23 protein-coding genes are annotated in these 24,320 nt (G+C 42.1%); 11 read left to right on the plus strand and 12 right to left on the minus strand.

Features of this window, described 5'->3' with window-relative positions:
- Positions 1-369 precede the first annotated feature (369 nt).
- Complete coding sequence (locus BLW16_RS10265; RefSeq protein WP_090556482.1) at positions 370-1,383, plus strand: LacI family DNA-binding transcriptional regulator; 1,014 nt, start codon at positions 370-372, stop codon at positions 1,381-1,383.
- A gap of 110 nt (positions 1,384-1,493) precedes the next feature.
- Here BLW16_RS10265 and BLW16_RS10270 read toward each other — a convergent pair whose 3' ends face one another.
- Positions 1,494-3,227 carry a phospho-sugar mutase gene (locus tag BLW16_RS10270; protein WP_090556483.1) on the minus strand — a complete coding sequence of 578 codons (1,734 nt, stop codon included), beginning with the start codon at positions 3,225-3,227 and terminating at the stop codon, positions 1,494-1,496.
- A gap of 358 nt (positions 3,228-3,585) precedes the next feature.
- Here BLW16_RS10270 and BLW16_RS10275 point away from each other — a divergent pair, with 358 nt between their 5' ends.
- Positions 3,586-4,899, plus strand: a complete 1,314-nt coding sequence (locus tag BLW16_RS10275; protein WP_090556484.1) for an aspartate kinase — start codon at positions 3,586-3,588, stop codon at positions 4,897-4,899.
- On the opposite strand, the gene BLW16_RS23245 is transcribed toward BLW16_RS10275, so the two are convergent.
- Positions 4,900-5,040 carry a hypothetical protein gene (locus BLW16_RS23245; RefSeq protein ID WP_175470543.1) on the minus strand — a complete coding sequence of 47 codons (141 nt, stop codon included), beginning with the start codon at positions 5,038-5,040 and terminating at the stop codon, positions 4,900-4,902.
- A gap of 37 nt (positions 5,041-5,077) precedes the next feature.
- Between BLW16_RS23245 and lysA the strand changes: the two genes are divergently transcribed.
- On the plus strand, positions 5,078-6,229 hold the full coding sequence (gene lysA / locus BLW16_RS10280) for a diaminopimelate decarboxylase (RefSeq protein WP_090556485.1): 1,152 nt from the start codon (positions 5,078-5,080) through the stop codon (positions 6,227-6,229).
- A gap of 131 nt (positions 6,230-6,360) precedes the next feature.
- Here the strand turns inward: lysA and BLW16_RS10285 are convergent, their stop codons facing one another.
- From BLW16_RS10285 to BLW16_RS10295, 3 genes are read right to left on the minus strand one after another with little or no spacing between them, the layout of a single operon-like run.
- Positions 6,361-6,573, minus strand: a complete 213-nt coding sequence (locus tag BLW16_RS10285) for a hypothetical protein (RefSeq protein ID WP_090556486.1) — start codon at positions 6,571-6,573, stop codon at positions 6,361-6,363.
- Positions 6,574-6,617: 44 nt separating this feature from the next.
- Positions 6,618-7,001: an SRPBCC domain-containing protein gene (locus BLW16_RS10290; RefSeq protein WP_090556487.1), complete on the minus strand. Its 384-nt coding sequence runs from the start codon at positions 6,999-7,001 to the stop codon at positions 6,618-6,620.
- A 42-nt stretch (positions 7,002-7,043) separates the two neighbouring features.
- Positions 7,044-8,234 (minus strand): acyl-CoA dehydrogenase family protein, encoded by a 1,191-nt coding sequence (locus tag BLW16_RS10295; RefSeq protein ID WP_090556523.1) that lies wholly within the window; start codon positions 8,232-8,234, stop codon positions 7,044-7,046.
- A gap of 131 nt (positions 8,235-8,365) precedes the next feature.
- Here BLW16_RS10295 and BLW16_RS10300 point away from each other — a divergent pair, with 131 nt between their 5' ends.
- Positions 8,366-8,734 carry a dihydroneopterin aldolase gene (locus tag BLW16_RS10300; RefSeq protein WP_090556488.1) on the plus strand — a complete coding sequence of 123 codons (369 nt, stop codon included), beginning with the start codon at positions 8,366-8,368 and terminating at the stop codon, positions 8,732-8,734.
- 26 nt (positions 8,735-8,760) lie between these two features.
- A complete protein-coding gene (locus BLW16_RS10305; RefSeq protein WP_090556489.1) occupies positions 8,761-10,170 on the plus strand; it encodes an FAD-binding oxidoreductase in 1,410 nt (469 codons plus the stop codon).
- Positions 10,171-10,205: 35 nt separating this feature from the next.
- Here the strand turns inward: BLW16_RS10305 and BLW16_RS10310 are convergent, their stop codons facing one another.
- Positions 10,206-10,691: an acyl-CoA thioesterase gene (locus BLW16_RS10310; RefSeq protein WP_090556490.1), complete on the minus strand. Its 486-nt coding sequence runs from the start codon at positions 10,689-10,691 to the stop codon at positions 10,206-10,208.
- A gap of 78 nt (positions 10,692-10,769) precedes the next feature.
- Between BLW16_RS10310 and BLW16_RS10315 the strand changes: the two genes are divergently transcribed.
- Positions 10,770-11,204 carry an Hsp20/alpha crystallin family protein gene (locus BLW16_RS10315; RefSeq protein WP_090556491.1) on the plus strand — a complete coding sequence of 145 codons (435 nt, stop codon included), beginning with the start codon at positions 10,770-10,772 and terminating at the stop codon, positions 11,202-11,204.
- 426 nt (positions 11,205-11,630) lie between these two features.
- On the opposite strand, the gene BLW16_RS10320 is transcribed toward BLW16_RS10315, so the two are convergent.
- The 4 genes from BLW16_RS10320 to BLW16_RS10335 form a co-directional block, all read right to left on the minus strand.
- Positions 11,631-12,257, minus strand: a complete 627-nt coding sequence (locus tag BLW16_RS10320; protein WP_090556492.1) for a DUF4142 domain-containing protein — start codon at positions 12,255-12,257, stop codon at positions 11,631-11,633.
- A 150-nt stretch (positions 12,258-12,407) separates the two neighbouring features.
- Positions 12,408-13,799 (minus strand): arginine decarboxylase, encoded by a 1,392-nt coding sequence (locus BLW16_RS10325; protein ID WP_090556493.1) that lies wholly within the window; start codon positions 13,797-13,799, stop codon positions 12,408-12,410.
- Between the two features lie 87 nt (positions 13,800-13,886).
- Positions 13,887-14,798, minus strand: a complete 912-nt coding sequence (ctlX, locus tag BLW16_RS10330; RefSeq protein WP_090556494.1) for a citrulline utilization hydrolase CtlX — start codon at positions 14,796-14,798, stop codon at positions 13,887-13,889.
- Between the two features lie 17 nt (positions 14,799-14,815).
- The gene (locus tag BLW16_RS10335) at positions 14,816-16,258 is read right to left on the minus strand and encodes an arginine deiminase family protein (protein ID WP_090556495.1); all 1,443 of its coding nucleotides are present in this window, start codon (positions 16,256-16,258) and stop codon (positions 14,816-14,818) included.
- 86 nt (positions 16,259-16,344) lie between these two features.
- Here BLW16_RS10335 and argS point away from each other — a divergent pair, with 86 nt between their 5' ends.
- On the plus strand, positions 16,345-18,117 hold the full coding sequence (gene argS, locus BLW16_RS10340) for an arginine--tRNA ligase (protein ID WP_090556496.1): 1,773 nt from the start codon (positions 16,345-16,347) through the stop codon (positions 18,115-18,117).
- Positions 18,118-18,200: 83 nt separating this feature from the next.
- Here argS and BLW16_RS10345 read toward each other — a convergent pair whose 3' ends face one another.
- Positions 18,201-19,322, minus strand: a complete 1,122-nt coding sequence (locus tag BLW16_RS10345; protein ID WP_090556497.1) for an AI-2E family transporter — start codon at positions 19,320-19,322, stop codon at positions 18,201-18,203.
- A 94-nt stretch (positions 19,323-19,416) separates the two neighbouring features.
- Here BLW16_RS10345 and mnmE point away from each other — a divergent pair, with 94 nt between their 5' ends.
- The 4 genes from mnmE to BLW16_RS10365 all read left to right on the plus strand — a co-directional run bounded on the left by mnmE (position 19,417) and on the right by BLW16_RS10365 (position 23,074).
- Positions 19,417-20,787, plus strand: a complete 1,371-nt coding sequence (gene mnmE, locus BLW16_RS10350) for a tRNA uridine-5-carboxymethylaminomethyl(34) synthesis GTPase MnmE (protein ID WP_090556498.1) — start codon at positions 19,417-19,419, stop codon at positions 20,785-20,787.
- Positions 20,788-21,149: 362 nt separating this feature from the next.
- Positions 21,150-21,632 carry a helix-turn-helix domain-containing protein gene (locus BLW16_RS10355; RefSeq protein ID WP_175470544.1) on the plus strand — a complete coding sequence of 161 codons (483 nt, stop codon included), beginning with the start codon at positions 21,150-21,152 and terminating at the stop codon, positions 21,630-21,632.
- A 1-nt stretch (position 21,633) separates the two neighbouring features.
- On the plus strand, positions 21,634-22,782 hold the full coding sequence (locus BLW16_RS10360; protein WP_090556500.1) for a site-specific integrase: 1,149 nt from the start codon (positions 21,634-21,636) through the stop codon (positions 22,780-22,782).
- A 7-nt stretch (positions 22,783-22,789) separates the two neighbouring features.
- On the plus strand, positions 22,790-23,074 hold the full coding sequence (locus BLW16_RS10365) for a transposase (protein WP_217631548.1): 285 nt from the start codon (positions 22,790-22,792) through the stop codon (positions 23,072-23,074).
- Between the two features lie 275 nt (positions 23,075-23,349).
- Here the strand turns inward: BLW16_RS10365 and BLW16_RS10375 are convergent, their stop codons facing one another.
- Positions 23,350-23,991, minus strand: a complete 642-nt coding sequence (locus BLW16_RS10375) for a hypothetical protein (RefSeq protein WP_090556502.1) — start codon at positions 23,989-23,991, stop codon at positions 23,350-23,352.
- Positions 23,992-24,320 lie beyond the last annotated feature (329 nt).

Raw genomic sequence — 24,320 nt, forward strand, 5'->3', positions numbered from 1 at the left:
ATAATAGATATCGATATACAAATTTACGGTTTATATCGCTAATAACACCGTTTGAGGATGAATGTGTGATTTTAAACAAATCATGTACTTTGGTATTATTCTGGTTACAGAAATATCTTTGTAGTTTTAATTAATCGTTTTTTATTAAATTGCTAATAGATTTTATTATCAATATTAAATGCTATGTATGATTACAACAAATTACCCCGCTTTTATACATTTCATATTTTCTCTCAGAGCAACAAACCCAAGGATCCTATTAGCGTAAAGCTGTAACTGCCGGGCTTAAATAAAATGCCGGAAGACAGTTGAGACTGTTTTCTATTTAGATTTTATTTTTCTAGCTTGGCGAACTAATCAAAGAACCAAATGAAACCCCTTTCCATAAAGGATATTGCCAAGAAGGCAAATGTATCCATTACCACAGTTTCTTTCATACTGAACGGCAAAGCAGAAAAAATGCGCATCAGCCAGGATATGATCATAAAAGTGGAGAAAATCATTAAGGAATTAGGCTTCAGGCCCAATCAGGTGGCAAGAAGTCTCCGTACCGGAAACACAAAGACCATTGGTTTAATCGTGGAAGATATTTCTAATCCGTTTTTTGCTTCAATTGCCAGATTAATTGAAGATAAAGCATACAGACACGGCTATAAGATCATCTATTCCAGTACCGAGAACAATATAGATAAAGCAAAAGGCCTGATCAGGATGTTTAAAGCCAGGCAGGTAGACGGTTATATCATTGCCCCGATGCTGGGTATGGAAGAGGATATCCGGGGATTGCTGTCAGACCGCACGCCGGTAGTAGTTTTTGACCGTCATTTACCCGGCCTTGAGGTGAGCACGGTGCTGGTTGACAATATTGACGGTACTTATAAAGCTACTCAGGCCCTGATTGAGCAGGGAAAGAAAAATATAGCTTTTGTGACAGTGGATGTGGAAGCAGAAGAGATCAAAGACCGTTACAAAGGATATGAAAAAGCCCTGAAGGCCAATAAGATCAAACTGGATGAGAATATCTGTGAGCTGATACCTTTTGCAAATTCTGCGGAAGAAACGACCAGAGACCTGGTTAATTTCTTTACAGAGAACCCGAAGATAGATGCGGTGGTTTTCGCTACCAACTATTTAGCCGTAAGAGGTCTATTCTGCTTTAAGGAAATGAAAAAACCGATCAATGAAGATTTTAAGGTGATCGCATATGATGACCATGATATTTTTAAACTGCATTCGCCAACCATCAGTGCGGTATATCAGCCGATAGAAGAGATTGCAGACCAGGTGATCACGTTGATTCTTAAAGGTTTATCTGTGGTTGATACCTTTGAAGAACCGGAGCTGAGGCAGATCGTGCTGTTGTCCACTTTAATAGAAAGATAATCACATATATTCCGGCTGCATTACTTTGCTGCGCAAAAGGACGCAAGGCCGGAATATATATAATTATCTTTTTCAGCGAGTCCAGGAGAAACTTCTGAGAAACAGATAGTTTAAGCCTGTAAATCCTCCATGAGTGCTTTGATCTTATTTCCAAGAGCTGCATCAGCCTCTTTAAACTGAGCTTTGTCAGCCAGAGGCGCATTTACGCTGCAATAGAATTTAATTTTCGGTTCTGTTCCCGACGGACGCGCGGAGATAATACTTCCATCTTCCGTGATGAATTGCAGTACATCTGATTGAGGGAAATCAAGCTTTGTCTTTTCGCCGGTGCTCAAATCTGTTTCCACTCCCAGTTCATAGTCCTTTAACAAGCTGACCTTTGATCCGCCAAGCGTAACAGGAGGGTTGTTTCTGAATTTCTCCATCATTGCCTTGATCTCTTCAGCCCCGGTTTTTCCTTTTTTGGTCAGGGATACCAGTTCTTCTTTATACAGACCATATTCCACGTACATATCCAGCAGGGCGTCATATAAGCTGCTGCCTTTATCCTTATAGAAAGCCGTCATTTCAGCAATGAAAGCGCAGGAGATGATCGCATCCTTGTCGCGCACCAGCTCACCGATCAGGTAACCATAACTTTCTTCACCGCCACCGATAAAGGTTTTCTTTCCCTGCAGGCTGGTGATCAGCTGCCCGATGAATTTGAATCCGGTTAAGGTGTTATAGTAGGTTACATTTTTGGCTTTAGCGATCTTTTCGATCAGGTTAGAGGTAACGATTGTTTTAACAATGTACTGGTTCCCGTCCAGTTTACCTTTTTCCTCCCAGGCAGTCAGCAGGTAATTGATCAGCAGGCTACCTGTCTGGTTTCCATTGAGCAGGACAAACTCACCATCATTGTTCTTTACGGCAATACCAACCCTGTCTGCATCAGGATCAGTTGCCATTACCAGGTCTGCATCAATTTCCTGGGCTTTTTTCATAGCCAGCGTCAGTGCTTCTTTTTCTTCAGGATTCGGGTAAACTACAGTAGGGAAGTTTCCGTCCGGTGTACTTTGTTCCTTCACTAATGTCAGGTTTGTAAAGCCAAACTGCTCCAGTGCTTTAGGCACAAGTGTGATACCTGTACCATGAATAGGCGAGTAAACGATCTTCAGGTCTTTCTGACGTTGGATGGCTTCAGGCGATACAGAAAGCTCAGTGATCTTATCCAGATAAAGCTGATCGATTTCTTCACCAATGATTTCCACATTGCTGTCAATGCGGTCAAACTTCACCTCGTCTATGCTTTTGATCTTCGCCACTTCATCCATTACGAGCACATCGTCAGGGGAGGTGAATTGTCCGCCGTCTGCGCCATATGCTTTGTATCCGTTATATTCTTTTGGGTTATGAGAAGCAGTGAGCATTACCCCGCTGCGGCAGCCCAGTTCCCTGATCGCAAATGACAGTTCGGGAGTAGGACGTAATGCTGAGAAAAAGTAAACGTGAATACCATTTGCTGAAAAGACATCAGCGGTGGTCTTTGAGAAATAGTCAGAGTTGTTCCTGCTGTCATGTGCAATGGCAACTTTAACCTGTTCACCAGGATATTTTTTTAACAGGTAGTTGCTCAATCCCTGTGTGGCAGTACCTATAGTATATTTATTGATGCGGTTGGAGCCGGCACCCATAATGCCGCGTAAACCACCTGTACCGAACTCAAGGCTTCTGTAAAAGGAGTCTGTCAGTTCTGTAGCGGCTTCGCTATCTATTAATTTTTGAATTTCGTCTTTTGTTTCCTGATCGTAATTGCCGTTAAGCCATTCATTAATGGTGTGCTGTGTAGCTGCTTCTAGTTGCATTTTTTCAATTAATTAGATATATGTGTTGGTTGATTAACAAAAATCGGACTCTTGTGTTTGGCAGATCCATTCTTCGTTTTCTGTCTCCAAATTTATTTTGTTTATATCGTGATTATTAAGCGCGTTTTGTTAATTTCACGGCCCAGTACAATTATATACCAAAAAAACTGAATTAAAAATACCTGTATCAAATTAAATAACGGAGACATGTAATTTTCAGTTAGAAAATTAAATTAAAATAAGAAAGAAGCTTGTGTAAGAATGAAGGTGTAATCTTACAAACTTCATGACCATTACCGGCCAGAGGCAGCCGGAAGACAATTAAAACAATAATATCACAAAAAACAATTATATACAAATGAAAATTTTAAAGTTTGGCGGAACTTCTGTCGGAAGCCCTGAGCGGATGACGAAGTTGCTGGATATCATTAATCCGGCGGAGGAGCAGATTGTAGTGCTATCAGCAGTGTCTGGTACAACGAATAGTTTAGTGGAAATTTCAGGCAAACTTTTAAAGGAAGATAAACAGGAGGCGTTAACTCTGATTAACGCCCTGAGAGAAAAATATAATGATTTTGTTGCCGAACTTCTTCCTGCGGATGATTTTCGTGCACAGGGGCAGGAGGTTGTAGATTACCATTTTCAGTTTCTTGCTTCGCTGGCCAATGATATGTTCACGCCTGTAGAGGAAAAAGTGGTACTTGCGGAAGGTGAATTGTTATCAACTACTTTATATCATATCTACCTGAAATCTACAGGCGTAACTTCGGTATTACTGCCGGCGCTGGATTTTATGAAGATCGATGAAGACAATGAACCCGATATTCCGTTTGCAACCGCTAACCTTAAGCCCCTGCTGGAGAAACATGCGGGCAACAAATTGTTTATCACCCAGGGTTTCATTTGCAGGAACAGTTTTGGAGAGGTAGATAACCTGCGCCGCGGTGGAAGTGATTACACCGCTTCGCTGATCGGAGCTGCAATTTTAGCCGAAGAAGTACAGATCTGGACTGATATCGACGGAATGCACAACAATGATCCGCGAATCGTTAAAGGAACTAAGCCAATTTCCCACTTATCATTTGATGAGGCTGCGGAGCTGGCATACTTCGGCGCTAAGATCCTCCACCCGCAATCGGTATTTCCGGCTGCTAAATATAAGATCCCGGTACGCCTGCTTAATACCATGGAGCCTTCTGCTGCAGGAACGCTGATCTCTGCTGAAAGCGAAAAGGGAAAGATTAAATCTATTGCCGCCAAAGATGGTATCACGGCGATTAAGATCCAGTCCAGCCGGATGCTGCTGGCCTATGGTTTTCTGAGAAGGATATTTGAGATCTTTGAACGTTATAAAACGCCTATTGATATGATCACAACTTCGGAAGTGGCCGTTTCCTTAACGATAGATTTTACAGATAACCTGGACCAGATCATAGAGGAACTGCAGAACTTTGGTTCGGTAGAGATTGACAGGGATCAGACCATTGTGTGTGTAGTGGGTGATTTCGGTGCAGATAAACATGGATTTGCTGCCAGGGTACTGGATTCTGTAAAACATATTCCTATCCGGATGATCTCTTATGGCGGAAGTAACTACAATATTTCGCTGCTGATCAAAACAGATGACAAAATGGAGGCGCTAAGAAGTTTACATAACCGTATTTTTGAATAACTATCTTTTTTTAAGATAGACAAGAATGGCGATGACAATAAAAAGGAGTAAGACGGAGAGCCTTACCCTTCTGTCGTACTCTTTTCTGCTGATCTTCTGACGCTGCAGATCAAAGTAGTTGCCCATGTAAATTAATACCATTCCAATTAAACAAAAGACTATAAGATATTTAAACATTATGTTTTCTAACAAAGATATAACGCAATTTGCAGAATTAGAAACACCTTTTTACTATTATGATCTGGCTTTGTTGCAACAAACGCTGGAATCATGTGCTGAAGCTGCTAAAGTTCATGGTTTTCACGTGCATTATGCCATGAAGGCCAATTTTAATGATACGCTGCTGGACAGTATCAAATCTACAGGTTTTGGTGCCGACTGTGTAAGCGGCAATGAAGTGAAGAAGGCTATTGAACGCGGGTTCAATCGTCAACAAATCGTTTTTGCGGGCGTAGGAAAGTCTGACAAAGAAATTAACGAAGCTCTTGATGAGAATATTTTCTGCTTTAATGTAGAATCTGTTCAGGAGCTGGAAGTGATCAATGCGCTTGCCGGAAAGAAAAACAAGGTGGCTAAGGTGGCCGTCCGCATCAACCCGAATGTAGATGCGCATACACACCATAATATTACCACCGGACTGGATGAGAATAAGTTTGGCGTAAATGCCTGGGATCTTCCCGCATGTGCGGAAGTGCTGAAAAAATCTCCCTTCCTGGAATTTATAGGAATCCATTTCCATATTGGTTCGCAGATCACAAACCTGGAGGTGTACAAAAACCTTTGCCTGCGGGTAAACGAATTCGCTGCCTGGTTTGAAGACCGTGGATTTATTGTCCGTATGCTGAATGTTGGCGGTGGACTGGGGATTGATTATCACAATCCTGAGCAGCAGATCCCTGATTTTAAAGCATACTTTAAGATCTTTGGCGATTTCCTGGAGAAAAGGGCGAACCAGGAAGTGCATTTTGAACTGGGCCGGGCTTTAGTGGGTCAATGTTCATCACTGATCAGCAAGGTGTTATATGTTAAAAATGGTAAAAAGAAGAATTTTATTATTCTTGATGCAGGAATGACGGAGCTGATGCGTCCGGCATTGTATCAGGCCTATCATCAGATCGAAAATATCTCTAAACAGTCTTCAGCTGCTACAGTGAAGTATGATGTGGTAGGGCCAATCTGTGAAAGTACTGACTGTTTCGGTAAGGAAGTTTTGCTGCAGGAAAGTGAAAGGGGAGACCTGATAGCGATCAGGAGCACAGGTGCTTACGGAGAGGTAATGAGCTCACATTACAACCTGAGAGAAAACGTAAGGGTTACTTTTAGCAAATAGGGCTTTTGCGCTTTAATAAACGGTCGCTTTCGCAATTGATATTTATAGAGGCTGTCTGATCAGACAGCCTCTATTCCTTTTAAAGCGCATTCCGTTCTGTCACAATGGGCTGCGTGTGAGATGTTTTTTGGTTAGGATTTCTTAGAGCTGACCAGAATGACAACACCGGCGAGCAGAACGATACCTCCGGCGTAGGGTGGCCAGTTTACGCTTTTCTGTTTATCGGCCGAGATCTGGATAGGCCCCGCATCCACTATCTTTTCCTTTTTGGTATAGGTAAAGCCGGTCCATATCAGCAGGATGGCACCCAATACGATTAAAACTAATCCAACGCTCTTGTTCATGTTTGTCTGATTATACCCTCCGGGGTGAATTCCCCGTCCGGGTTTTATTCTTCTTCGAAGAAATCGCCTAAACCACCAAGATAATGTTCTGTAATGCCTGAAGTAAAGTCATCATAATCTTCGTCAGGAATATTGGTCTGAACGAATTCCAGTGAGGTACCTTTTTTATCGGGGTGCAGTTTTATCGTTACAATTGATGGTTCATTCTCTTCTCCGAAGTACCATTGTTGTACAATTCTTTTGCCAAAGTCGAATTCTATATTTTTTCCAACGATATCTCCGTCCCAGAACGAAAATTCGGTGCCGGGTTCTGCTGTGAATTCTACATCGGCACCGGTCCAGAGCTGAATGCTTTGTGCTTTGGTCATTGCCAGATAGACTTCTTCAGGCGGGGCAGGGAGGGAGTAGTATTTTTTAAAGGTTTTCATGTATTATTGTTTTTATCGCTTTTTTTGTTAGCGGTCTTGCGTTCATTTAAAGGCATTTAAGCCGGTTACGTCCATGCCGGTAATCAGCAGGTGGATATCCTGCGTTCCTTCATAGGTAACTACAGACTCCAGGTTCATCATATGGCGCATTACTGAAAATTCGCCTGTGATACCCATGCCGCCAAGCATCTGTCTCGCATTTCTGGCTACATCCAGTGCAACTTCCACACTGTTCCTTTTGGCCATCGAGATCTGTTCTGCAGTAGCCCTGTTTTCAGTTTTCAATACTCCGAGCCTCCATACCAGCAGCTGTCCTTTGGTGATCTCAGTGATCATCTCTGCCAGTTTTTTCTGCTGCAGCTGGAAAGCTCCGATGGGTTTGCCAAACTGTACCCGCTCTTTGGCATATCTCAATGCGGTATCGTAACAGTCCATTGCCGCGCCCAGGGCGCCCCAGGCTATGCCATAACGTGCCTGGTTCAGGCAGCCCAGCGGGCCTTTCAATCCTGAGATCTCAGGGAAAATATTCTCTTTCGGTACTTTTACCTGATCAAAAACCAGTTCACCTGTGGCCGAAGCCCTGAGGCTCCACTTGTTGTGCGTTTCAGGAGTGGTAAAACCTTCCATGCCGCGTTCCACGATCAGGCCCCTGATCTTTCCGGCCTCATCCTTAGCCCATACGACAGCAATATCTGCAAAGGGGGCATTGGAGATCCACATTTTGGCCCCGTTCAGCAGGTAGTGGTCGCCTTTGTCCTTAATGTTCGTTACCATACCTCCGGGGTTAGACCCATGATCTGGTTCCGTTAGCCCAAAGCAGCCCATCATTTCCCCGGTAGCCAGCCTGGGCAGGTATTTTCGGCGCTGCTCCTCAGATCCGTAGGTGTAGATAGGATACATGACCAGTGATCCCTGCACAGATGCGGTAGAGCGGATGCCGGAATCCCCCCGCTCCAGTTCCTGCATCAATATGCCGTAGGCGATATAATCCAGTCCTGCACCTCCGTATTCCAGGGGGATAGTTGGACCGAAGGCACCAATCTCCCCGAGGCCTTTGATCAGGTGTTTCGGAAATTCGGCCTTTTGGGCATAATCCTCTATTACGGGACTGAGTTCCTTTTTCACCCAGTCGCGCGCCGCAGATCTGATTAGTTTATGCTCTTCAGATAATAAATCGTCAATCAGGTAATAATCGGGTGCCTCATAAAGGTCTTTCTTTCCGGATTTGTCCATGGTATCAGTATATTTGGAGGGGCAGGATAGGTCTTTATATTTCCTGTGCCTGATTTCAAAGGTAATAATTTCGGGTAATGGCTGGTTAAAACCAATCAAAAATTTATTTTTGCTAAACAGAAAGAATCCATATGTTTTTACAAACCGTTGCCTTAAACGATGTCAGATGTTTTGCCTTCCACGGGCTTTATCCGGAAGAGCAACTTACCGGAACGGAATTCCTGGTTAGTGTGGAGGTTACCTTCAGGCCTTCGGGATATACGGAGGACCTGCAGCGCACAGTGAATTATGAGGTGCTCAATACCATCATCCTTGAGGAAATGGGCAACACGAAGAAATTACTCGAATCTGTAGTTCGCGTTATCCTTGACAGGGTGATCTCTGCCTACCCCTTTGTACACACAGCGGTAGCAGGAATTAAAAAGATGTTCCCTCCGATGCCCGGCGAGATCAATCATTCTTTTGTTCAATTGTCGTATTCCTCAGAAAAAAAGAATTAGCCCCCAGGGGTAAAATAACCAATTATATGTCAACAGCTATTCAGTACACCAAAATTACTCCGGAGATCCTCAGCCAGCTTGTTATTGCTATTGGGGCTGAAAATGTATTTACCGATCAGCACTCGTTAACGGATTACAGCCATGATGAAACCGAAGATCTTCGTTATTATCCTGAGGTAGTGGTAAAACCAGTGAATACCGCTGCGGTGTCGGCTTTGCTGAAATTATGTAATGAAAAACATGTGCCTGTTACCCCACGGGGCGGAGGGACCGGGTTAAGTGGTGCTGCCTTACCTGTTTTTGGTGGGGTGTTATTGTCCATGGAGCGCTTTAAGTCGATCATATCAATTGATACAGATAACCTGCAGGCTACTGTAGAACCGGGTGTTATTACTGAAGAGTTTATCAATGCCGTTGGTCGGGAAGGGTTATTGTATCCCGTTGATCCTTCCAGTAAGGGTTCCTGTTTTATCGGCGGCAATGTGGCGCATGGTTCCGGTGGCCCGCGGGTGGTGAAGTATGGAACGATCAGGGAGTATATCCTGAACCTTGAAGTGGTACTCCCTACCGGGGAGGTAATCTGGACCGGCGCGAATACGCTGAAATATGCTTCAGGTTATAACCTTACGCAGCTGATGATCGGTTCTGAAGGTACGCTGGGTGTGGTTACAAAAATCGTGACCAAGCTGATTCCCAAATCGGAATTCAGTGTGCTGATGCTTGGATCTTTTACCGAAAACGAAGCGGCCTGTGCGGCAGTATCTGCAATTTTCAGGGCGGGAATCATTCCTTCGGCGCTGGAATTTATGGAACGTAAGGGAGTGGAGTGGGTTGTTCAGTATAATGACATTAAGTTTGATCTTAAAGATGGCATCAATGCCTTCCTGATGATTGAGTTTGACGGAAATGACATGGATACGATCTTTAAAGACTGTGAAAAAGTAAATGAAGTGCTGGAGCGGTTTGGCTGTACCGATGTGCTTTTTGCCGACACGGCACAGCAGAAGGAGGAGCTCTGGAAGATGCGCAGGACCATGGCTGAATCTGTAAAATCCAACTCTGTTTATAAGGAGGAAGATACTGTGGTACCACGTGCGGCATTGCCAAAACTGATCAGCGGAATTAAAGAGATTGGATCAAAATATGGTTTTGAGAGTGTTTGTTACGGTCATGCGGGTGATGGAAACCTGCATATCAATATCATCAAGGCCGGGATGAGTGATGATGACTGGGCAAATAAACTGAAGGATGGTATCGCTGAGTTATTCCAGCTGACTGCAGATTTGGGCGGAACAATATCTGGAGAGCATGGGATAGGGCTCGTGCAGCGTGAATTTATGCCTATCAAATACAGCGAGATTCATCTTAACCTGATGAGAAATATCAAATTGGTGTTTGATCCCAACAGTATCCTGAATCCAGGGAAAATATTTTAAAGGGAGAGGCAGTTTTATGAGTAGTTCGGGCAGCTTTAGGAAAGCTGCTCGAATGTGGTCATCTTGATCCTTTCAGGTTCAGGGATCGGTGCAGGTGACTTAGTTTTGTAGTCGAAGGCCACACATATTGTTTTACCTTTGGTGCATACTTCTTCTTTGCCGTTTACATCTTTGACCAGCGTGTATTCGAGGTCGAAACTGCTTGTTCCTATTCTGGACGTGCGTACATACATCGTGATCTTATCTTTTAAATATACCGGAAGTACATAATCCAGGGACGCCTGTGCAATAACTACCCCTGTTTTCTCCCAATCCCAGGAAATCGCCTGTTTCCAATACCTGGTTCTTGCAATTTCCATATAGGTGAAATAAACGGCATTGTTCACATGGCCCATCATATCAAAATCCGCAAACCGAGTTTCAATAGTAGTTTTATACTTGAAACTGTCGAAGTTTGCTGGTGTAGCTGACTTTTTGTCTGTATGTTTTGATTTGGAGCGCCATAATGTCTTGAAAATCATAGAATATTTGGGTTGGTATAGGAGTTGAACAAGAGTTATTAAATATTTAAAAATTAAAAAATAAAGGAGAATATAACCATGACATTAGTAAAATTTAACAACCGTACCAGAAACACAGCACCTTACTTTAACAATGTTTTTGATTCTTTGTTCAGTGATGCACTAAATAAAAACTATTCAATTAACAAAGTTCCCGGAGTAAATATTCTGGAATCTGAGCAGGATTATAGCATAGAACTGGCTGCGCCCGGCCTGGAGAAATCCGATTTCCAAATCAATTTGAAAAAAGACACGCTTGCAGTATGGGCTGAGAAAAAAGCTGATGACACGGCTGCAAAGAAAAATTACAGCAGAAAAGAATTTGATTATTTGTCTTTTGCAAGATCTTTTGTCTTACCTGAAACAGTAGATGCAGAAAAAATTTCCGCTGAATACCTGAATGGGATCTTAACCATTACTATCGGTAAAAAAGCAGATGTTCAGCCTGAAAGTAAAGATATTAAGGTTTCATAGTTAGTTTTTTTATGCTCTTCAAAAAGGGGGATTGGGTGGGATAAAAAATATGGGTACTTGTTTTTCGGCTGTCTATCTTTTGCGGGGCAAAACATAGAAGGCCGAAAAACAAGTACCCATATTTTTTATTTCAAAAGGATGATCTGATGAAGAGCATACACAAAAGGAGGACAAACTTTCTACATTGATCCGGGCAGGATGCAGAGGTTGTTCATCGTAGTATGCAGAGCTTCAAAAGCAGATACAGAGGTTATTCATCGCAGTATGCAGAGCTTTAAAAGCAGATGCAGAGGTTCCCGACAGGGCACAGCGTTTCCGAAGCAGAATGCCTGGGTCTTCCGGGGCTGATCATTTCCATGATCTGCTGAAGGTCTTTTTGTTATTTATATAGTCATTGTATTGCTTTATGTAAGTCATTTCTGCAGGTTATTGCAGGTCATTTCCATTTCCTTTATTGCTTAAGTTCATCTTTATGGCAACATCGGTGGCTGTTTTATGAAATTTCTGGATTTCGGGAAGGAAATTCAGGGCAAATATCTTCAGGTCTTTGTTTTTGAATATGGCGGCTTTCCCAAAAAGGTCTTCATCGTGGGAATGGATACGGATCACCAGACTGATATAGGCTTTGTCGAGGGCCAATCCTGAAAGTGCCTTCAGGGAGGTTACCTCTGCCTGATGATCCTGTGACAAAACAGTTTGTACATCCAGTCCTTTTCCTTTTGCAATCGTTGTAAGGTCCTTACCGGCTTTCGTATAGCCTTTGATGAGCTGTTTGGCAAGTCCGCTGATCGCCTGATTCTTTGTTTTCTGAACGATTAGTGCACCAGCTTCGGCTTCCAGTAATGCATTGTCAGAAACGCTCAGGATGAAGGCTTTTTCGTTTCCGTTCAGATCTACATCAGAGGTGTACATCTGGGCCCTTTGGGTGGTATCACTGGTGCTGTCTGCAACAGTTGTTGCGGCCTGGTCACGATGGTTCCTGTCTCCGTTCTGGCAGGCACCGAGGCTCAGTATCATTGCAGGAAGCAGCAGTAGTAGGTGGGTTGTTTTCATGAGATCTTTTTTAACAAAGTTCTGCTGAACCCTTTCAGGATAAAATGACGATGATCACTACGGATGGAGGTGATCGTCATTTTGCGTAATATAAAAAGCCCGCTTGGCTTACCAGCGGGCTCAGTTATTTAGCTTCATGTAATTCCCTGGCTAGGTATAACCCAGGATCTTCAGCACTTGTTTGCTGTTCTGCTCTTCTCCGAATACTTCGAAATTGAACGTCTCGTCACGATTGCGGCGAATGATCACATGTTTAGGGCTTGGGAGCAGACAGTGGTGGATACCACCGTAACCGCTTAATACTTCCTGGTAAGCACCGGTATTGAAGAAACCAAGGTATTGTACTTTACGCGTTTTAGGCATAAATACCGAGTTCATATGCGCTTCCTGGTTGTAGTAATCCTGTCCGTCGCACGTGATTCCTCCAAGGTTGACCCTCTCATATTCTGCATCCCAGTTGTTTACCGGAAGGAGGATGTATTTTTGGTTTAGTGCCCAGACATCAGGAAGGTTGGTGATGAATGAACCATCCAGCATCAGCCATTTTTCACGGTCATTCTGCTGTTTACGGCCCAATACTTTGTACAGGATGCCCGAAGCTTCAGCAACGGTGTATTTTCCGAATTCAGTGATGATATCAGGTTCCACCACATCATGCTCTGCGCAGATCTCCTTGATCCTTTTCACGATCTCGTTCACCATGTATTCGTAATCGAAATCAAACACCAGGGAATCTTTGAACGGCATACCGCCACCGATATCTAAAGTGTCCAGTTCGGGGTTGATCTTTTTAAATTTGCAGTACAAGGTTACATATTTCTCCAGTTCGTTCCAGTAGTACGGAGAATCTGTAATACCGGAGTTGATAAAGAAATGCAGTAACTTCACCCTGAAGTTTGGATTGGCAGAAATCTTATTGTTATAGAAGTCTATCACGTCTTCCATACGTACGCCTAAACGTGAAGTATAGAACTGTGAGTCAGGTTGTTCCTCTGCCGCGATACGGATACCTAAATTACAGGGAGTGTCCATTTCCACCTCATCATCAAAAAGGTTGAATTCCTCTTTGTTGTCCAGTACAGGTATAATGTTCTTGTAACCGTCATGCAGCATATCAATGATATACTGTTTGTATTGATAGGTCTTGAAACCGTTGCAAATAACAGTAATATCTTTCGTCAGGGAACCTTTTTTCTCCAGTGCCTCGATCATCGGCATATCAAAAGCGGATGAGGTTTCCAGGTGAATGCCATTCTTTAAAGCTTCTTCAACGATATGTTTAAAGTGTGAACTTTTGGTACAATAGCAATATTTATAATCACCTCGGTAATTGTTCTTGATGATGGCAGTTTGAAAAAGCAGTTTTGCCTGCTGGATCTTTTTGCTGATCATCGGAAGATAAGTGAAACGCAGTGGGGTACCATAGGTTTCAATCATTTCCATAAGGTTCAGGTCTTGAAAATACAATTCGTCATCTATAACGCTGTAGCCTTCCTGTGGAAAGCCAACACTAAGATCAAGAAATTCGGAGTAACTCTGCATTTATGGTTAAAATATTTTTGCAAAAATGTAATTTTAAATTGAGAAACAGCCTGAATAAATCAAAATACTGTCATGTACAGGTAGTATTTATTTTTTTTCAAGGTGTATCTCTGCCAGCATGCATCTGGCGCTTCCTCCACCATTTTTTTCAATGGTATATAATGGCGAATAAATGATGTGGCTGTATTTTTCCAGTCTCTCTATCTGGCTTGCTTTCAGCGATAAATAGGCTTGTTCTGACATCACCAACAGCGGATCTCCGCTATTGTTTTTTATCTGCAGCATATTGCCCGCAAAATGGTTCATCTGGTCAAGGCTGATCTCGATGATTTCATGTTCGTCACTGCTCAGTCCGGATAATATCTTTTCCTTTTCTTCTTCATCTGGCACAGATTCCAGGCAGACCACCGCGAAACTATTACCAATACACATCATCACATTGGTATGGTAAATCGGGAAGCCCTCTGCATCAGTGGCATGGAACGTAACGGGAGAATATCCTGAGCGTTCACAGAAATCTGCAAGTATTTTCTCATCAGTTCTTACCGAAAGGCAGGCATAGGCGGTTTTATTTTCCCTGTCCAGTACCATACTTCCGGTACCTTCCAGGTAAACGCTGTTTTCTTCATAGAAAGAAAGGTCAGTGACATGATCGATCATGAAATTTTCATTCAGCTTAAAGAGGATATCATCGCGGCGTTCAAGGCGACGGTTTTCCGAAAACATGGGATAGAGAAACACCTGTCCGTCATCATGAAAAGAGACCCAGTTATTGGGGAAGACAGAGTCCGGCGTTTCAGGATTGAGGGTGTCGTCAATTACGGTTACTTCTACCTCGTTTGTCCTGAGCAGGCTAACGAAATCGTCGAATTCCTTTAGCGCCTGTGCCTGCACATTTTCCTGTGTAGTTGCCTGCTGAAATTTATTGTTTCCCGCGGTTTGCTCGTTGAATTTGAAATCCACCGGGCGGATCATCAACAGCTGATTGGTTGTTTGCATTCTGGGTAGTTTGGTGATTATAATTCGTCCCTTAACAGCGGCAGGCTCATACAGTGGAACCCACCCCTGGCCCTTGACAGTTCTGCTGATGGCATCAGTATCAGGGTGTCGGTAATCTCTTCAGCACTGGCTTTTCCGCTCTCCAGGTCCTGGATCAGGTCTTTTACATGTACTACATTAAAGCCATTGCTTTTGAAGGCCTCAATGGTTTTATCGTTACGGTCGTAACCCAAAACCACGCCTTCTTTAATGGCCAGCAGGTTACATGAGTCTGTCCATTGTTCGCGGGCGTCATAGGGGAAAGCACCATTGCCACTGTAAATAAACTGCGTTTCTTCGGCGCTGCCCAGTTCATTTTTACTGATATCGTTCAGCAGAGCTTCAATGCTGTCAAAGCTGACCGGCTTTTCCCGGTTTTTGCTGAACTGAATAATCTCGGTGACATCTTTATGATCTGGTTCAATAAGGTAGTATATGGGCTCTGCAGGGCCGCTTGTCTGATTTCCTGAAATAGACCGCAGGAGGGTCCATACATTACGTTTCACCTGGGTAAATACGGTGTCAATATGCATAAAGTCCCTTTTATTCGGGATTTTAACTACCGTTACCTTGTTCACTACATTGTTGTCGAACAGTAGTTTTATCGCTTCATTTGCGCCATAGGCTGAAGTCCTTTCACTGCAGCCGATCAGCACGTGGTTATCGCTCACCATCATCACATCGCCACCTTCAAGAGTAGTGCGGTGTTCATCTTCTTCGCCGGGGCGCAGGAAATGTTGTGCGGCATCGGGGATCTCCAGGATGTTGCCGGTATAGGCGGCAAACAGGGGGTGGTTAAAAAAGATATAACGCATCAGTAAGGTTTCCCTGCTCCTTGCTTTTTTTGCGGGTTTATTCAGCAGGATATGGCTGTTGATGGTAATGCCCACATCACGTGTAAAAATGAGGTTGGGGATAGGGGCAAAGATCATCAGGTCATCGGCCATACTGCCGGAAATAAAGATCTTGGCGAGCTCTGCAGGCTCGGTTTCTATAAGCTGCAGCTGCAATTTATAGGTACAGCCCTCAATGGCACATACCGATGCGGCCAGTTTTTTCCTGATGATAGGATCTTTCAGGATGTCTGAAAGCAGGTTCTGTATTTCTATCACAGCGAGGGAGCCATGGAAGCCGGGGTGATCGGGTTTAAAGAATTTCCTTCCGGATGTATCGCTGTCAATTTCGGCCAGCTTTCCCTTGATTTTAGCGGGGTCAAGAAAGTACATCAGGAGTTTAACATAATAATCGTATTCGTCTTTGCGGATAGTGTCCAGATGTACAATATCTTCGAAAAGCCAATCCTGAGCTTTTGAAGGCACAACTTTACCCAGGCCACTATCGGGACTATGAATCAGAAGCTTACGCAGCCGGCCAATTTCCGTACTTACTTTTACTTTGAAATTTTCGTTATTTTCGGTCATACACAGTTTATGGTGAAGCAAAGCTATCCAATATTTTTTTAAAATATAATATTCGCTCATTATTGCTTATTTGGTTATTTTTGGCCATGGATTTTATTATCACGGAAGTAGTGAAAGGCATTAAGCAACTCTATAATCAGGATGTTGAAGAGAGCCTGATCAGTATACAAGATACACGTAAAGAGTTTGAGGGGCAGGCAACTATAGTAGTTTTTCCAATTGTACGTTTTTCTAAAAAGTCGCCCGAGCAGACGGCAAATGATCTGGGCGTATATCTGGTAGCCAATCTCGAAGTAGTTACCGCTTTTAACGTAGTTAAAGGATTCCTGAACCTGAGCATTACGAATGCCTATTGGATGGACCTGTTTAATTCAGATCTGCTGAAACCCGATTATGGTACGATCCCGTCCAATGGCAAAAAGGTAATGGTAGAATATTCATCTCCAAATACCAATAAACCGCTTCACCTGGGGCATGTACGTAACAACCTGCTTGGCTATTCAGTATCAGAACTGCTGAAGGCCAGTGGCTCGGAAGTTTATAAAGTAAACCTTGTCAATGACAGGGGCATACATATCTGTAAGTCGATGCTGGCCTGGCAGAAATGGGGCAATGGCGAAACGCCTTTAAGTTCAGGACTGAAAGGCGATCACCTGGTGGGTAAATACTATGTGATCTTTGATAAGGAATACAAAAAGGAGATCGAAGCACTTAAAATCACAGGACAAACTGAAGATGAGGCAAAGAAAAATGCCCCGCTGATCAGAGAAGCACAGGCAATGTTACTGGCCTGGGAATCTGGTGATGAGGAAGTGATCAGCCTTTGGAAAACAATGAACGGCTGGGTGTATGAGGGCTTTGCGGTTACTTATAAGAACCTGGGGGTAGATTTTGATAAATATTACTATGAAAGTAATACCTATTTATTAGGAAAAGATACTGTTGATGAAGGTCTTGCAAAGGGTGTTTTCTTTAAGAAAGAAGATGGTTCGGTATGGATTGACCTTACTGCTGACGGACTGGACCAAAAGCTGGTATTGCGTGCAGATGGTACGTCTGTGTATATCACACAGGACCTGGGTACTGCACAGATGAAATATGACGATTTCCAAATGGATGAGTCCATCTATGTGGTGGGTAACGAACAGGATTATCACTTTAAGGTGTTGTTCCTGATCCTGGATAAACTTGGCAAAAGCTGGGCGAAGGGATTATACCATTTGTCGTACGGGATGGTAGATCTTCCAAGCGGAAAGATGAAATCACGTGAAGGAACGGTAGTGGATGCCGATGACCTGATTGCCGAAATGGTTGCCACAGCGAAACAGAAAACTGAGGCGCTGGGCAAAGTTGAGCATTTCAGCGAAGAAGAAAGAGAAAGCCTGTATTATAAGATAGGAATGGGTGCGCTGAAGTATTTTCTGCTGAAAGTTGAACCTAAAAAGCGTTTACTATTTGATCCTGCTGAATCAATCGATTTCCAGGGAAACACGGGACCTTTTATCCAGTACACCCATGCGCGTATCAAATCGCTGCTAAGTAAAGCAGGTTTTGAGGAAGGGCAGAAGGTAGATAACCAGATTGAACTATCTGTCACTGAAGTGGAAATGATTATCCTGCTGGCGAAATATCCGTCAGAGATCGCCGCTGCGGCTAAAACATTCAGCCCTGCTAGTTTGGCCAACTATATTTATGAAGTGGCCAAGATGTTCAATAAGTTCTACCATGAAATTCCGCCAATTGTAAAAGAAGAAGATGAGCAGATAAAACAACACAGGTTAAACCTGAGCTGGGTTACTGCGAATATCCTGAAATCCGGAATGAGGATTCTGGGGATTGAAGTTCCTGAAAGGATGTAAGATCTGGAGGGGAATAAAAAAGGTTGTGGTTTCCATACTGCCTGCCGCTTAAGCGGCAGGCAGTATGGAAACCACAACCTTTTTTATTCTTTTTCAACACCTGCGGTGGTCTGTACGGGTTCTTTTTTCCTGAAACCGGGGAACTTCATCGGGCTTTTTGAGGGCCTTTCATCCCCGAACAGGACACCCCATTGTTTGAACATTTCTGTTCTGTCGAATATTACTTTCAGTACGGCAATGATTGGCATGGAAAGGAACATTCCTGAAACTCCGGCGATACTTCCGCCAACGATTACGCCTAATATTGCCATCAAAGCATTGATCTTCACTTTTGAACCCACAATCCGGGGCATGAGTATATTGTTATCAAGAAACTGAACTCCGGCAATTACAGCGAGTACTGTAACCACGGGTCCTAAAGTGGCAGAGGCCGTCAAAGTAAGCAGTACCCCAATAATGTTTCCAATCAGTGCACCTACGTAAGGGATCAGGTTAAGGATAGCGAAGATCACGCCAATGAGCAGTGCATGTTTAATTCCGAAAAGCAGCAAGACACCTCCCAGCAAAACCGTCATGTACGTAACCTGGATCAGCAGCCCTACAAGGTAACTTTTGATGATCGATTCCGTCTCGTAGATGGCGTCTTTAACCTTTGGGTGGTGATCCGGTGTAAACCACATAAAGACAAACCTGAGCAGGATATCTTTATAAAACAGCATCAGATAGATATAGATAGGCAATAAGCCCATGAATACAAATACAGAGCTGAGCGTTACCGCCGCACCACTTGCCATTCCTCCGGCCATAGACAGCAGATCGTTACTTTTTTTATTGATAAAAGCTAGTTGTTCGGTAGTGGAATAGTGACTGATGCGGCTTACCCATTCACTTAAGGCCTGCAGATGTTTGGATACGTTCTGCTTGATCTGCGGGAAGTCTTTTACCAGATTACCGACCTGTGCAGAGAAGAACCAGGCAATAAGGCCTACAAATATGACTACCATTAAAATTGGCAGAATGATAGCCAGCGCTTCAGGAACTTTGTGTTTTCTTAACCAGCGATAGATAGGTACCAGCATAATGCTGATAAAGAATGCCATGATTACCGGCATGATGATGTCGCTTCCTATCACCAGTACGGTGCCGACAAGCAGTAAACCCAGTAATTCTAAAGACCTTTTTACGGTGAGAGGCAATTCCTTCATATTGTAATGCTAATGTTAAGTTTCCCTATCTAACTATGTAAAGCATGCAAATGTTTGGGTAGATTTGCACATTCTTATCAATTAAGCCATTGCCATGATCACAAATGAAACAATAGTAGCTTTGTCAACTCCGCCCGGATCGGGAGCCATTGGAGTGATCCGCTTATCGGGTAAAGACGCTATTGCCATCACCAATTCCGTCTTCAGCGGAAAAGATTTACTAACACAACCTACACATACCCTGCATTTCGGACTGATCAAAGACGGGGACGTCGTGATCGACGAAGTTGTAGTGAGCCTCTTTGTAGGCCCTAAATCCTATACCAGGGAAAATGTGGTGGAGATCTCCTGCCATGGTTCTAATTATATCATCCAGCAGATTATCAATTTGCTGATCAAAAGAGGTGCATCGGCTGCAAAACCGGGAGAATTTACCCTGCGTGCTTTCTTAAATGGTGCAATGGATCTCTCGCAGGCCGAAGCAGTTGCAGATCTGATCTCCTCAGATTCACAGGCAGCGCATAGTGTGGCCATGAACCAGCTGCGCGGAGGTTTCAGCACTGAGCTGAATGTATTGCGCGAACAGCTGATCCATTTTGCTTCGATGATAGAACTGGAACTGGATTTCTCCGAGGAGGACGTAGAGTTTGCCAACAGGGACCAGCTGCAGGAACTGATCAACAAGATCACGCTGGTGCTGAACAAGCTGATCCGCTCGTTTGAACTTGGGAATGTGATCAAGGAAGGAATCAACACTGTAATTGCCGGAAGGCCAAATGCAGGGAAATCAACTTTGCTGAATGTTTTACTGAATGAAGACCGTGCAATTGTGAGTGAGATCGCAGGGACGACAAGGGACACGATAGAAGAGGTTTTAAACATCAATGGTATCAACTTCAGGTTGATCGATACAGCGGGCATACGTGAAGCTACAGATACGATTGAAGCGATAGGAGTAGAGAAGACCATGCAGAAGATCAGCCAGTCGGCCGTTCTTGTGTATTTGTTTGATGTAGTGAACATGACCGCCAGGGAAATCCATGAAGACATTGAAAGTTTGTACAGACCAGGTTTTGCATTTGTTGCCGTAGCAAATAAGATGGACTTAACCTACAGTGACAGGATCAAGGAACTGGCATTGCCACTGGATATCCAGTTCATGGCCATATCTGCAAAAGAGAACCAGGGTATCGAGGAGCTGAAAGAATTGCTTTATGATACTGTGGTAGGTGACAAGCTGGCTGAAAGCCATACAATGGTGACGAACATCAGGCATGTAGAAGCATTAAGGAAAACCCAGGAATCATTGCATAGTGTTTCCGAAGGATTGCTTAATCCGGTGACTTCAGATTTTTTGGCGATAGATATCAAGCAGGCACTGTATTATCTGGGTGAGATTACGGGAAAGGTGACTACGGATGATTTGCTGGAAAATATATTTAGTAAGTTTTGTATTGGGAAATAGGCCACCTTAAAATCAATTAATATCTATTAAAAAAAGCCCTTATTTAATTGTAAATAACGGCTTTGTCTTTTCTTAATTTCTTGTTCTTTATTGTTTTTGATTGTTGTTTTGGCTATTTTTGTTACTCATTTGTTACCCAAAAATGATTTTTCGGTTGCGTCGATTTTTTGTTAAAATTTTGGATAAATAACTTCGCTTAAATACCCTTAAATCATCTTATGTCACCTTAAGTCTACTTATATTAATAGAAAATGAGTTCAAATTTTACAATAACAAGGATCTGCCAGATTTGCGGGAATGAATTTTTGGCTAAGACAACTGTTACTATGTACTGTAGTCAACATTGCAGAAAACAGAATCAGATGGCCCAGGAGCGGAAAGCAAAACTTGCCAGAAGCGAAGCTGAAGTAAAAGTATTGAAGGAAGTAAATACGATTAAACAAAGGGCTCTAATTTTAGATAAAGATATACTTCTAGTAAAAGATGTGGCTGCTTTGATTGGCTGTTCTACCAAAGCTGTTTACAACATGATTAATGATGGACGGATCAAAGCATCAAATTTGGGTGTAAGACAAATTAAGATCAAACGATCGGATATCGATAAATTGTTGGAAAATCCAAAATTTGAAGTTGTTCCTAAACCTAAGAATATCAAGGTTGTAGAGCCGCTAAAAATCGATAATTGTTATAGTATTCCGGAATTAGTTAGTAAATTTGAGGTAACGAGGGATTTGTTGTATACCATGTTTAGAAGGAAGAATGTTCCAAAGATTCCTAAAGGAAGAGAAGTCTTCTACTCTAAAAAGGTTGTTGATAAATTATTGAGAGGCTATAAAATAAGGTGAGATGGGAAGTGTGACGTTGAGAAAGAAAATCCTTAAGAAGGGGAGGGTATCATTGTATTTGGACTTCTGGCCAAAGATTGTCAATCCTGATACAGGGAAATTAAGCAGATATCAATTTCTAGATATCTATTTATATAAAAGGCCTAAAAATGATACTGAAAGGTTTCATAATGAAGAAACAATGGCACTAGCCCAGCACATTCAAGCCAGTCGCATTTTAGATATTCAGGCGATGAAGTATGATTTTATCTCCGAAAGGATGATGAAAGGTAACTTTGTAGATTTTTTTGAAACTGAGAAAAATAAGGCAAGCAAAAGTGATTCAGATAATTGGGATATGGCATTGCGTTATTTTAAAGATTTTACCGGAACATATATTCCCTTTCCGCAAGTCAATGAAACTTTTGCTGAAGAATATGCAGATTATTTACTTTCTGCTCCAGCCTTAGGAAATAGAAATCGCCCGATATCACAAAATACAGCAGTCAGTTATTTCGCTAAATTTCGGGCAACACTTAGGCAAGCTTTTAAAAAGCGTTTACTTTCTACTAATATTTATGAATTGGTGGACAGCATATCTCCAAAAGAAACTCATCGCGAATTTCTAACGCTTGAAGAATTACAGAGGCTTGCAGATACACCATGCACTTCTCAGGTTGTATATAGGGCTTCAATTTTCTCAGCTTTGACCGGATTGAGATTTTCAGATATTCATACTATGAGATGGGATGAGATCAGAGGATCAAGAGGGAATTATTCTGTTCAATTTTCCATTGATAAAACAGATGCCGCTGATTATCTACCTATACCTGATCAGGCTTTTGATTTACTAGGAAGTATTCCTGATATGGACAGTTTAGTGTTCTCCGGCTTATCTTATAGTAAGGTCAGATCCGTTTTACCAGGCTGGTTAGCTGAAGCGGGTATCAAGAAGAAATTTAGCTTCCACTGTTTTAGGCATACTTATGCTACTCTACAGCTATTATTCGGTACAGACATAGTAACACTATCAAAAATGTTAGGTCATAAGGATATAAAAACTACCATGATCTATGTCAAAATTGTTGATAGTCTCAAAAGGGCGGCTTCTACCAAGATTAGACTAGCTGAAAATAAAGAATGGTTACAGTTACATAAAACAGGCATATAATCTAAGTATGAACCTCAGTAATATCTTTGAAAATACAACAGATAAACTATATGGCCTGGCAAGACTAGCCAAGTGGCACGAGGCTATCAGGCAATCTGGTTTTAAATCCTTCAATACGATATCCCGCTCCATCCAAAATCATTATGAAACCATCCTCAATTACTTTGATAATAGGTCTACAAATGCTTCAGCGGAATCATTCAATGCCAAAATCAAAGCCTTCAGAAGTCAGTTTAGAGGGGTAAGAAATATCGAATTCTTCTTGTATAGGTTAACGCAGATCTATGCTTAAAGAGAGTCCTCCTCCACAAGTTTATGACTTGATCCGTACTCTTAAATAAGTATTGAAAGTATAGCCGCTATCGCGCCTTTTTTTGAAAGAATTCTTTATTAACAAGTATAAACAATGTAAATAAAGATAACGTCGCCGCACTAAATAAGACAATACAAATTACATTTGAAAAATGTAACATTCTTAGTATAAGTCCTGCCGCAAGACAAGCTATGAAAATAGCCAGCATGCGTTTTTTTAAAATTGTGATTGCTGTTCTGCTCATAATGGTTTATCTAAATTTGTATAAAATCTAAAACTGCTTTAATTGTATTTGGTTGAATACCAGGTCTTACCGTCGCTCGCACAGAATAAGATCGCCTCCATGCTATTACACCACCTAGGCTTAATTCCTCTACGAACGAATGACTACTTTGAATCACCCATCCATCAGGGCCTAAGGTAGTGAAAAACGTTTGACCGTCTGATATACTGGCTGTTTTCCCAGGAAATAACTCGCTACCCAAGGCAAGAGAATTTGAGAAATTACTGATGTTGAATAACGGGTCATAATTCCCAACACAAAATAAAACACTTGGATATCCATCCTCTGCAAATTGTTCAAAGTTAAATCTCCATGAATGATAGCCTACCGCAGGACTAGGTATTGTATTTTCGAGGGAGTTTGTGTGTAGCAAGGTATCCGAACTTGAGGTAGTTGGTACGGTGATGACTACCTCTTCTCGAAGTGTTTTAGTGTTTTCCATGAATTTATTCAATTCAGCTTTGGTTGAAAAATTCCTTGATATAGTCAACACTTTCTCAGAATTACTTTCTTCTTTGATTGCATCAATTTTATCTTTTTTACATCCTACTAATAATAGTAGCGGAAGGCAGGCTATTAAAAAAAATTTAGAGATCATTTTGGCGAGGTTCATATAATTTAGATTAAAAGTGTTGAATAAATATAATAAGTAAAGATTAAACTTACATGTAATTTTTTGGTTACAATACTTAGGTGATTTAAAGATTTCTTTAGTTAGTTATAAAATATTTATTTTTATGACTTATAAATATTGTGGAATACTGCATACGAATATGCTTATCTCGAGATCTACCCATAAATTAAGATTATTTTAAATACCAACAACTAAGTAACTATTTACAAACGAGAGACTGTAAAGTGAACTGTGTCAACTCTAAAAAGTTAGAGTTAAAATAAGTAATTTAGTAATACTTAGGACGCGATGAAAAATAAAGAACCATT

The sequence above is a fragment of the Pedobacter hartonius genome, from assembly GCF_900107535.1.
Taxonomy (GTDB): Bacteria; Bacteroidota; Bacteroidia; order Sphingobacteriales; family Sphingobacteriaceae; genus Pedobacter; species Pedobacter hartonius.

What these genes read in the sequence shown, in the direction of transcription:
- BLW16_RS10265 (WP_090556482.1), top strand. Translation starts at nt 370, where the DNA reads ATGAAACCCCTTTCCATAAAGGATATTGCCAAGAAGGCAAATGTATCC.
- BLW16_RS10270 (WP_090556483.1), bottom strand. Translation starts at nt 3,227, where the DNA reads ATGCAACTAGAAGCAGCTACACAGCACACCATTAATGAATGGCTTAAC.
- BLW16_RS10275 (WP_090556484.1), top strand. Translation starts at nt 3,586, where the DNA reads ATGAAAATTTTAAAGTTTGGCGGAACTTCTGTCGGAAGCCCTGAGCGG.
- BLW16_RS23245 (WP_175470543.1), bottom strand. Translation starts at nt 5,040, where the DNA reads ATGGTATTAATTTACATGGGCAACTACTTTGATCTGCAGCGTCAGAAG.
- lysA (WP_090556485.1), top strand. Translation starts at nt 5,078, where the DNA reads ATGTTTTCTAACAAAGATATAACGCAATTTGCAGAATTAGAAACACCT.
- BLW16_RS10285 (WP_090556486.1), bottom strand. Translation starts at nt 6,573, where the DNA reads ATGAACAAGAGCGTTGGATTAGTTTTAATCGTATTGGGTGCCATCCTG.
- BLW16_RS10290 (WP_090556487.1), bottom strand. Translation starts at nt 7,001, where the DNA reads ATGAAAACCTTTAAAAAATACTACTCCCTCCCTGCCCCGCCTGAAGAA.
- BLW16_RS10295 (WP_090556523.1), bottom strand. Translation starts at nt 8,234, where the DNA reads ATGGACAAATCCGGAAAGAAAGACCTTTATGAGGCACCCGATTATTAC.
- BLW16_RS10300 (WP_090556488.1), top strand. Translation starts at nt 8,366, where the DNA reads ATGTTTTTACAAACCGTTGCCTTAAACGATGTCAGATGTTTTGCCTTC.
- BLW16_RS10305 (WP_090556489.1), top strand. Translation starts at nt 8,761, where the DNA reads ATGTCAACAGCTATTCAGTACACCAAAATTACTCCGGAGATCCTCAGC.
- BLW16_RS10310 (WP_090556490.1), bottom strand. Translation starts at nt 10,691, where the DNA reads ATGATTTTCAAGACATTATGGCGCTCCAAATCAAAACATACAGACAAA.
- BLW16_RS10315 (WP_090556491.1), top strand. Translation starts at nt 10,770, where the DNA reads ATGACATTAGTAAAATTTAACAACCGTACCAGAAACACAGCACCTTAC.
- BLW16_RS10320 (WP_090556492.1), bottom strand. Translation starts at nt 12,257, where the DNA reads ATGAAAACAACCCACCTACTACTGCTGCTTCCTGCAATGATACTGAGC.
- BLW16_RS10325 (WP_090556493.1), bottom strand. Translation starts at nt 13,799, where the DNA reads ATGCAGAGTTACTCCGAATTTCTTGATCTTAGTGTTGGCTTTCCACAG.
- ctlX (WP_090556494.1), bottom strand. Translation starts at nt 14,798, where the DNA reads ATGCAAACAACCAATCAGCTGTTGATGATCCGCCCGGTGGATTTCAAA.
- BLW16_RS10335 (WP_090556495.1), bottom strand. Translation starts at nt 16,258, where the DNA reads ATGACCGAAAATAACGAAAATTTCAAAGTAAAAGTAAGTACGGAAATT.
- argS (WP_090556496.1), top strand. Translation starts at nt 16,345, where the DNA reads ATGGATTTTATTATCACGGAAGTAGTGAAAGGCATTAAGCAACTCTAT.
- BLW16_RS10345 (WP_090556497.1), bottom strand. Translation starts at nt 19,322, where the DNA reads ATGAAGGAATTGCCTCTCACCGTAAAAAGGTCTTTAGAATTACTGGGT.
- mnmE (WP_090556498.1), top strand. Translation starts at nt 19,417, where the DNA reads ATGATCACAAATGAAACAATAGTAGCTTTGTCAACTCCGCCCGGATCG.
- BLW16_RS10355 (WP_175470544.1), top strand. Translation starts at nt 21,150, where the DNA reads ATGGCCCAGGAGCGGAAAGCAAAACTTGCCAGAAGCGAAGCTGAAGTA.
- BLW16_RS10360 (WP_090556500.1), top strand. Translation starts at nt 21,634, where the DNA reads ATGGGAAGTGTGACGTTGAGAAAGAAAATCCTTAAGAAGGGGAGGGTA.
- BLW16_RS10365 (WP_217631548.1), top strand. Translation starts at nt 22,790, where the DNA reads ATGAACCTCAGTAATATCTTTGAAAATACAACAGATAAACTATATGGC.
- BLW16_RS10375 (WP_090556502.1), bottom strand. Translation starts at nt 23,991, where the DNA reads ATGAACCTCGCCAAAATGATCTCTAAATTTTTTTTAATAGCCTGCCTT.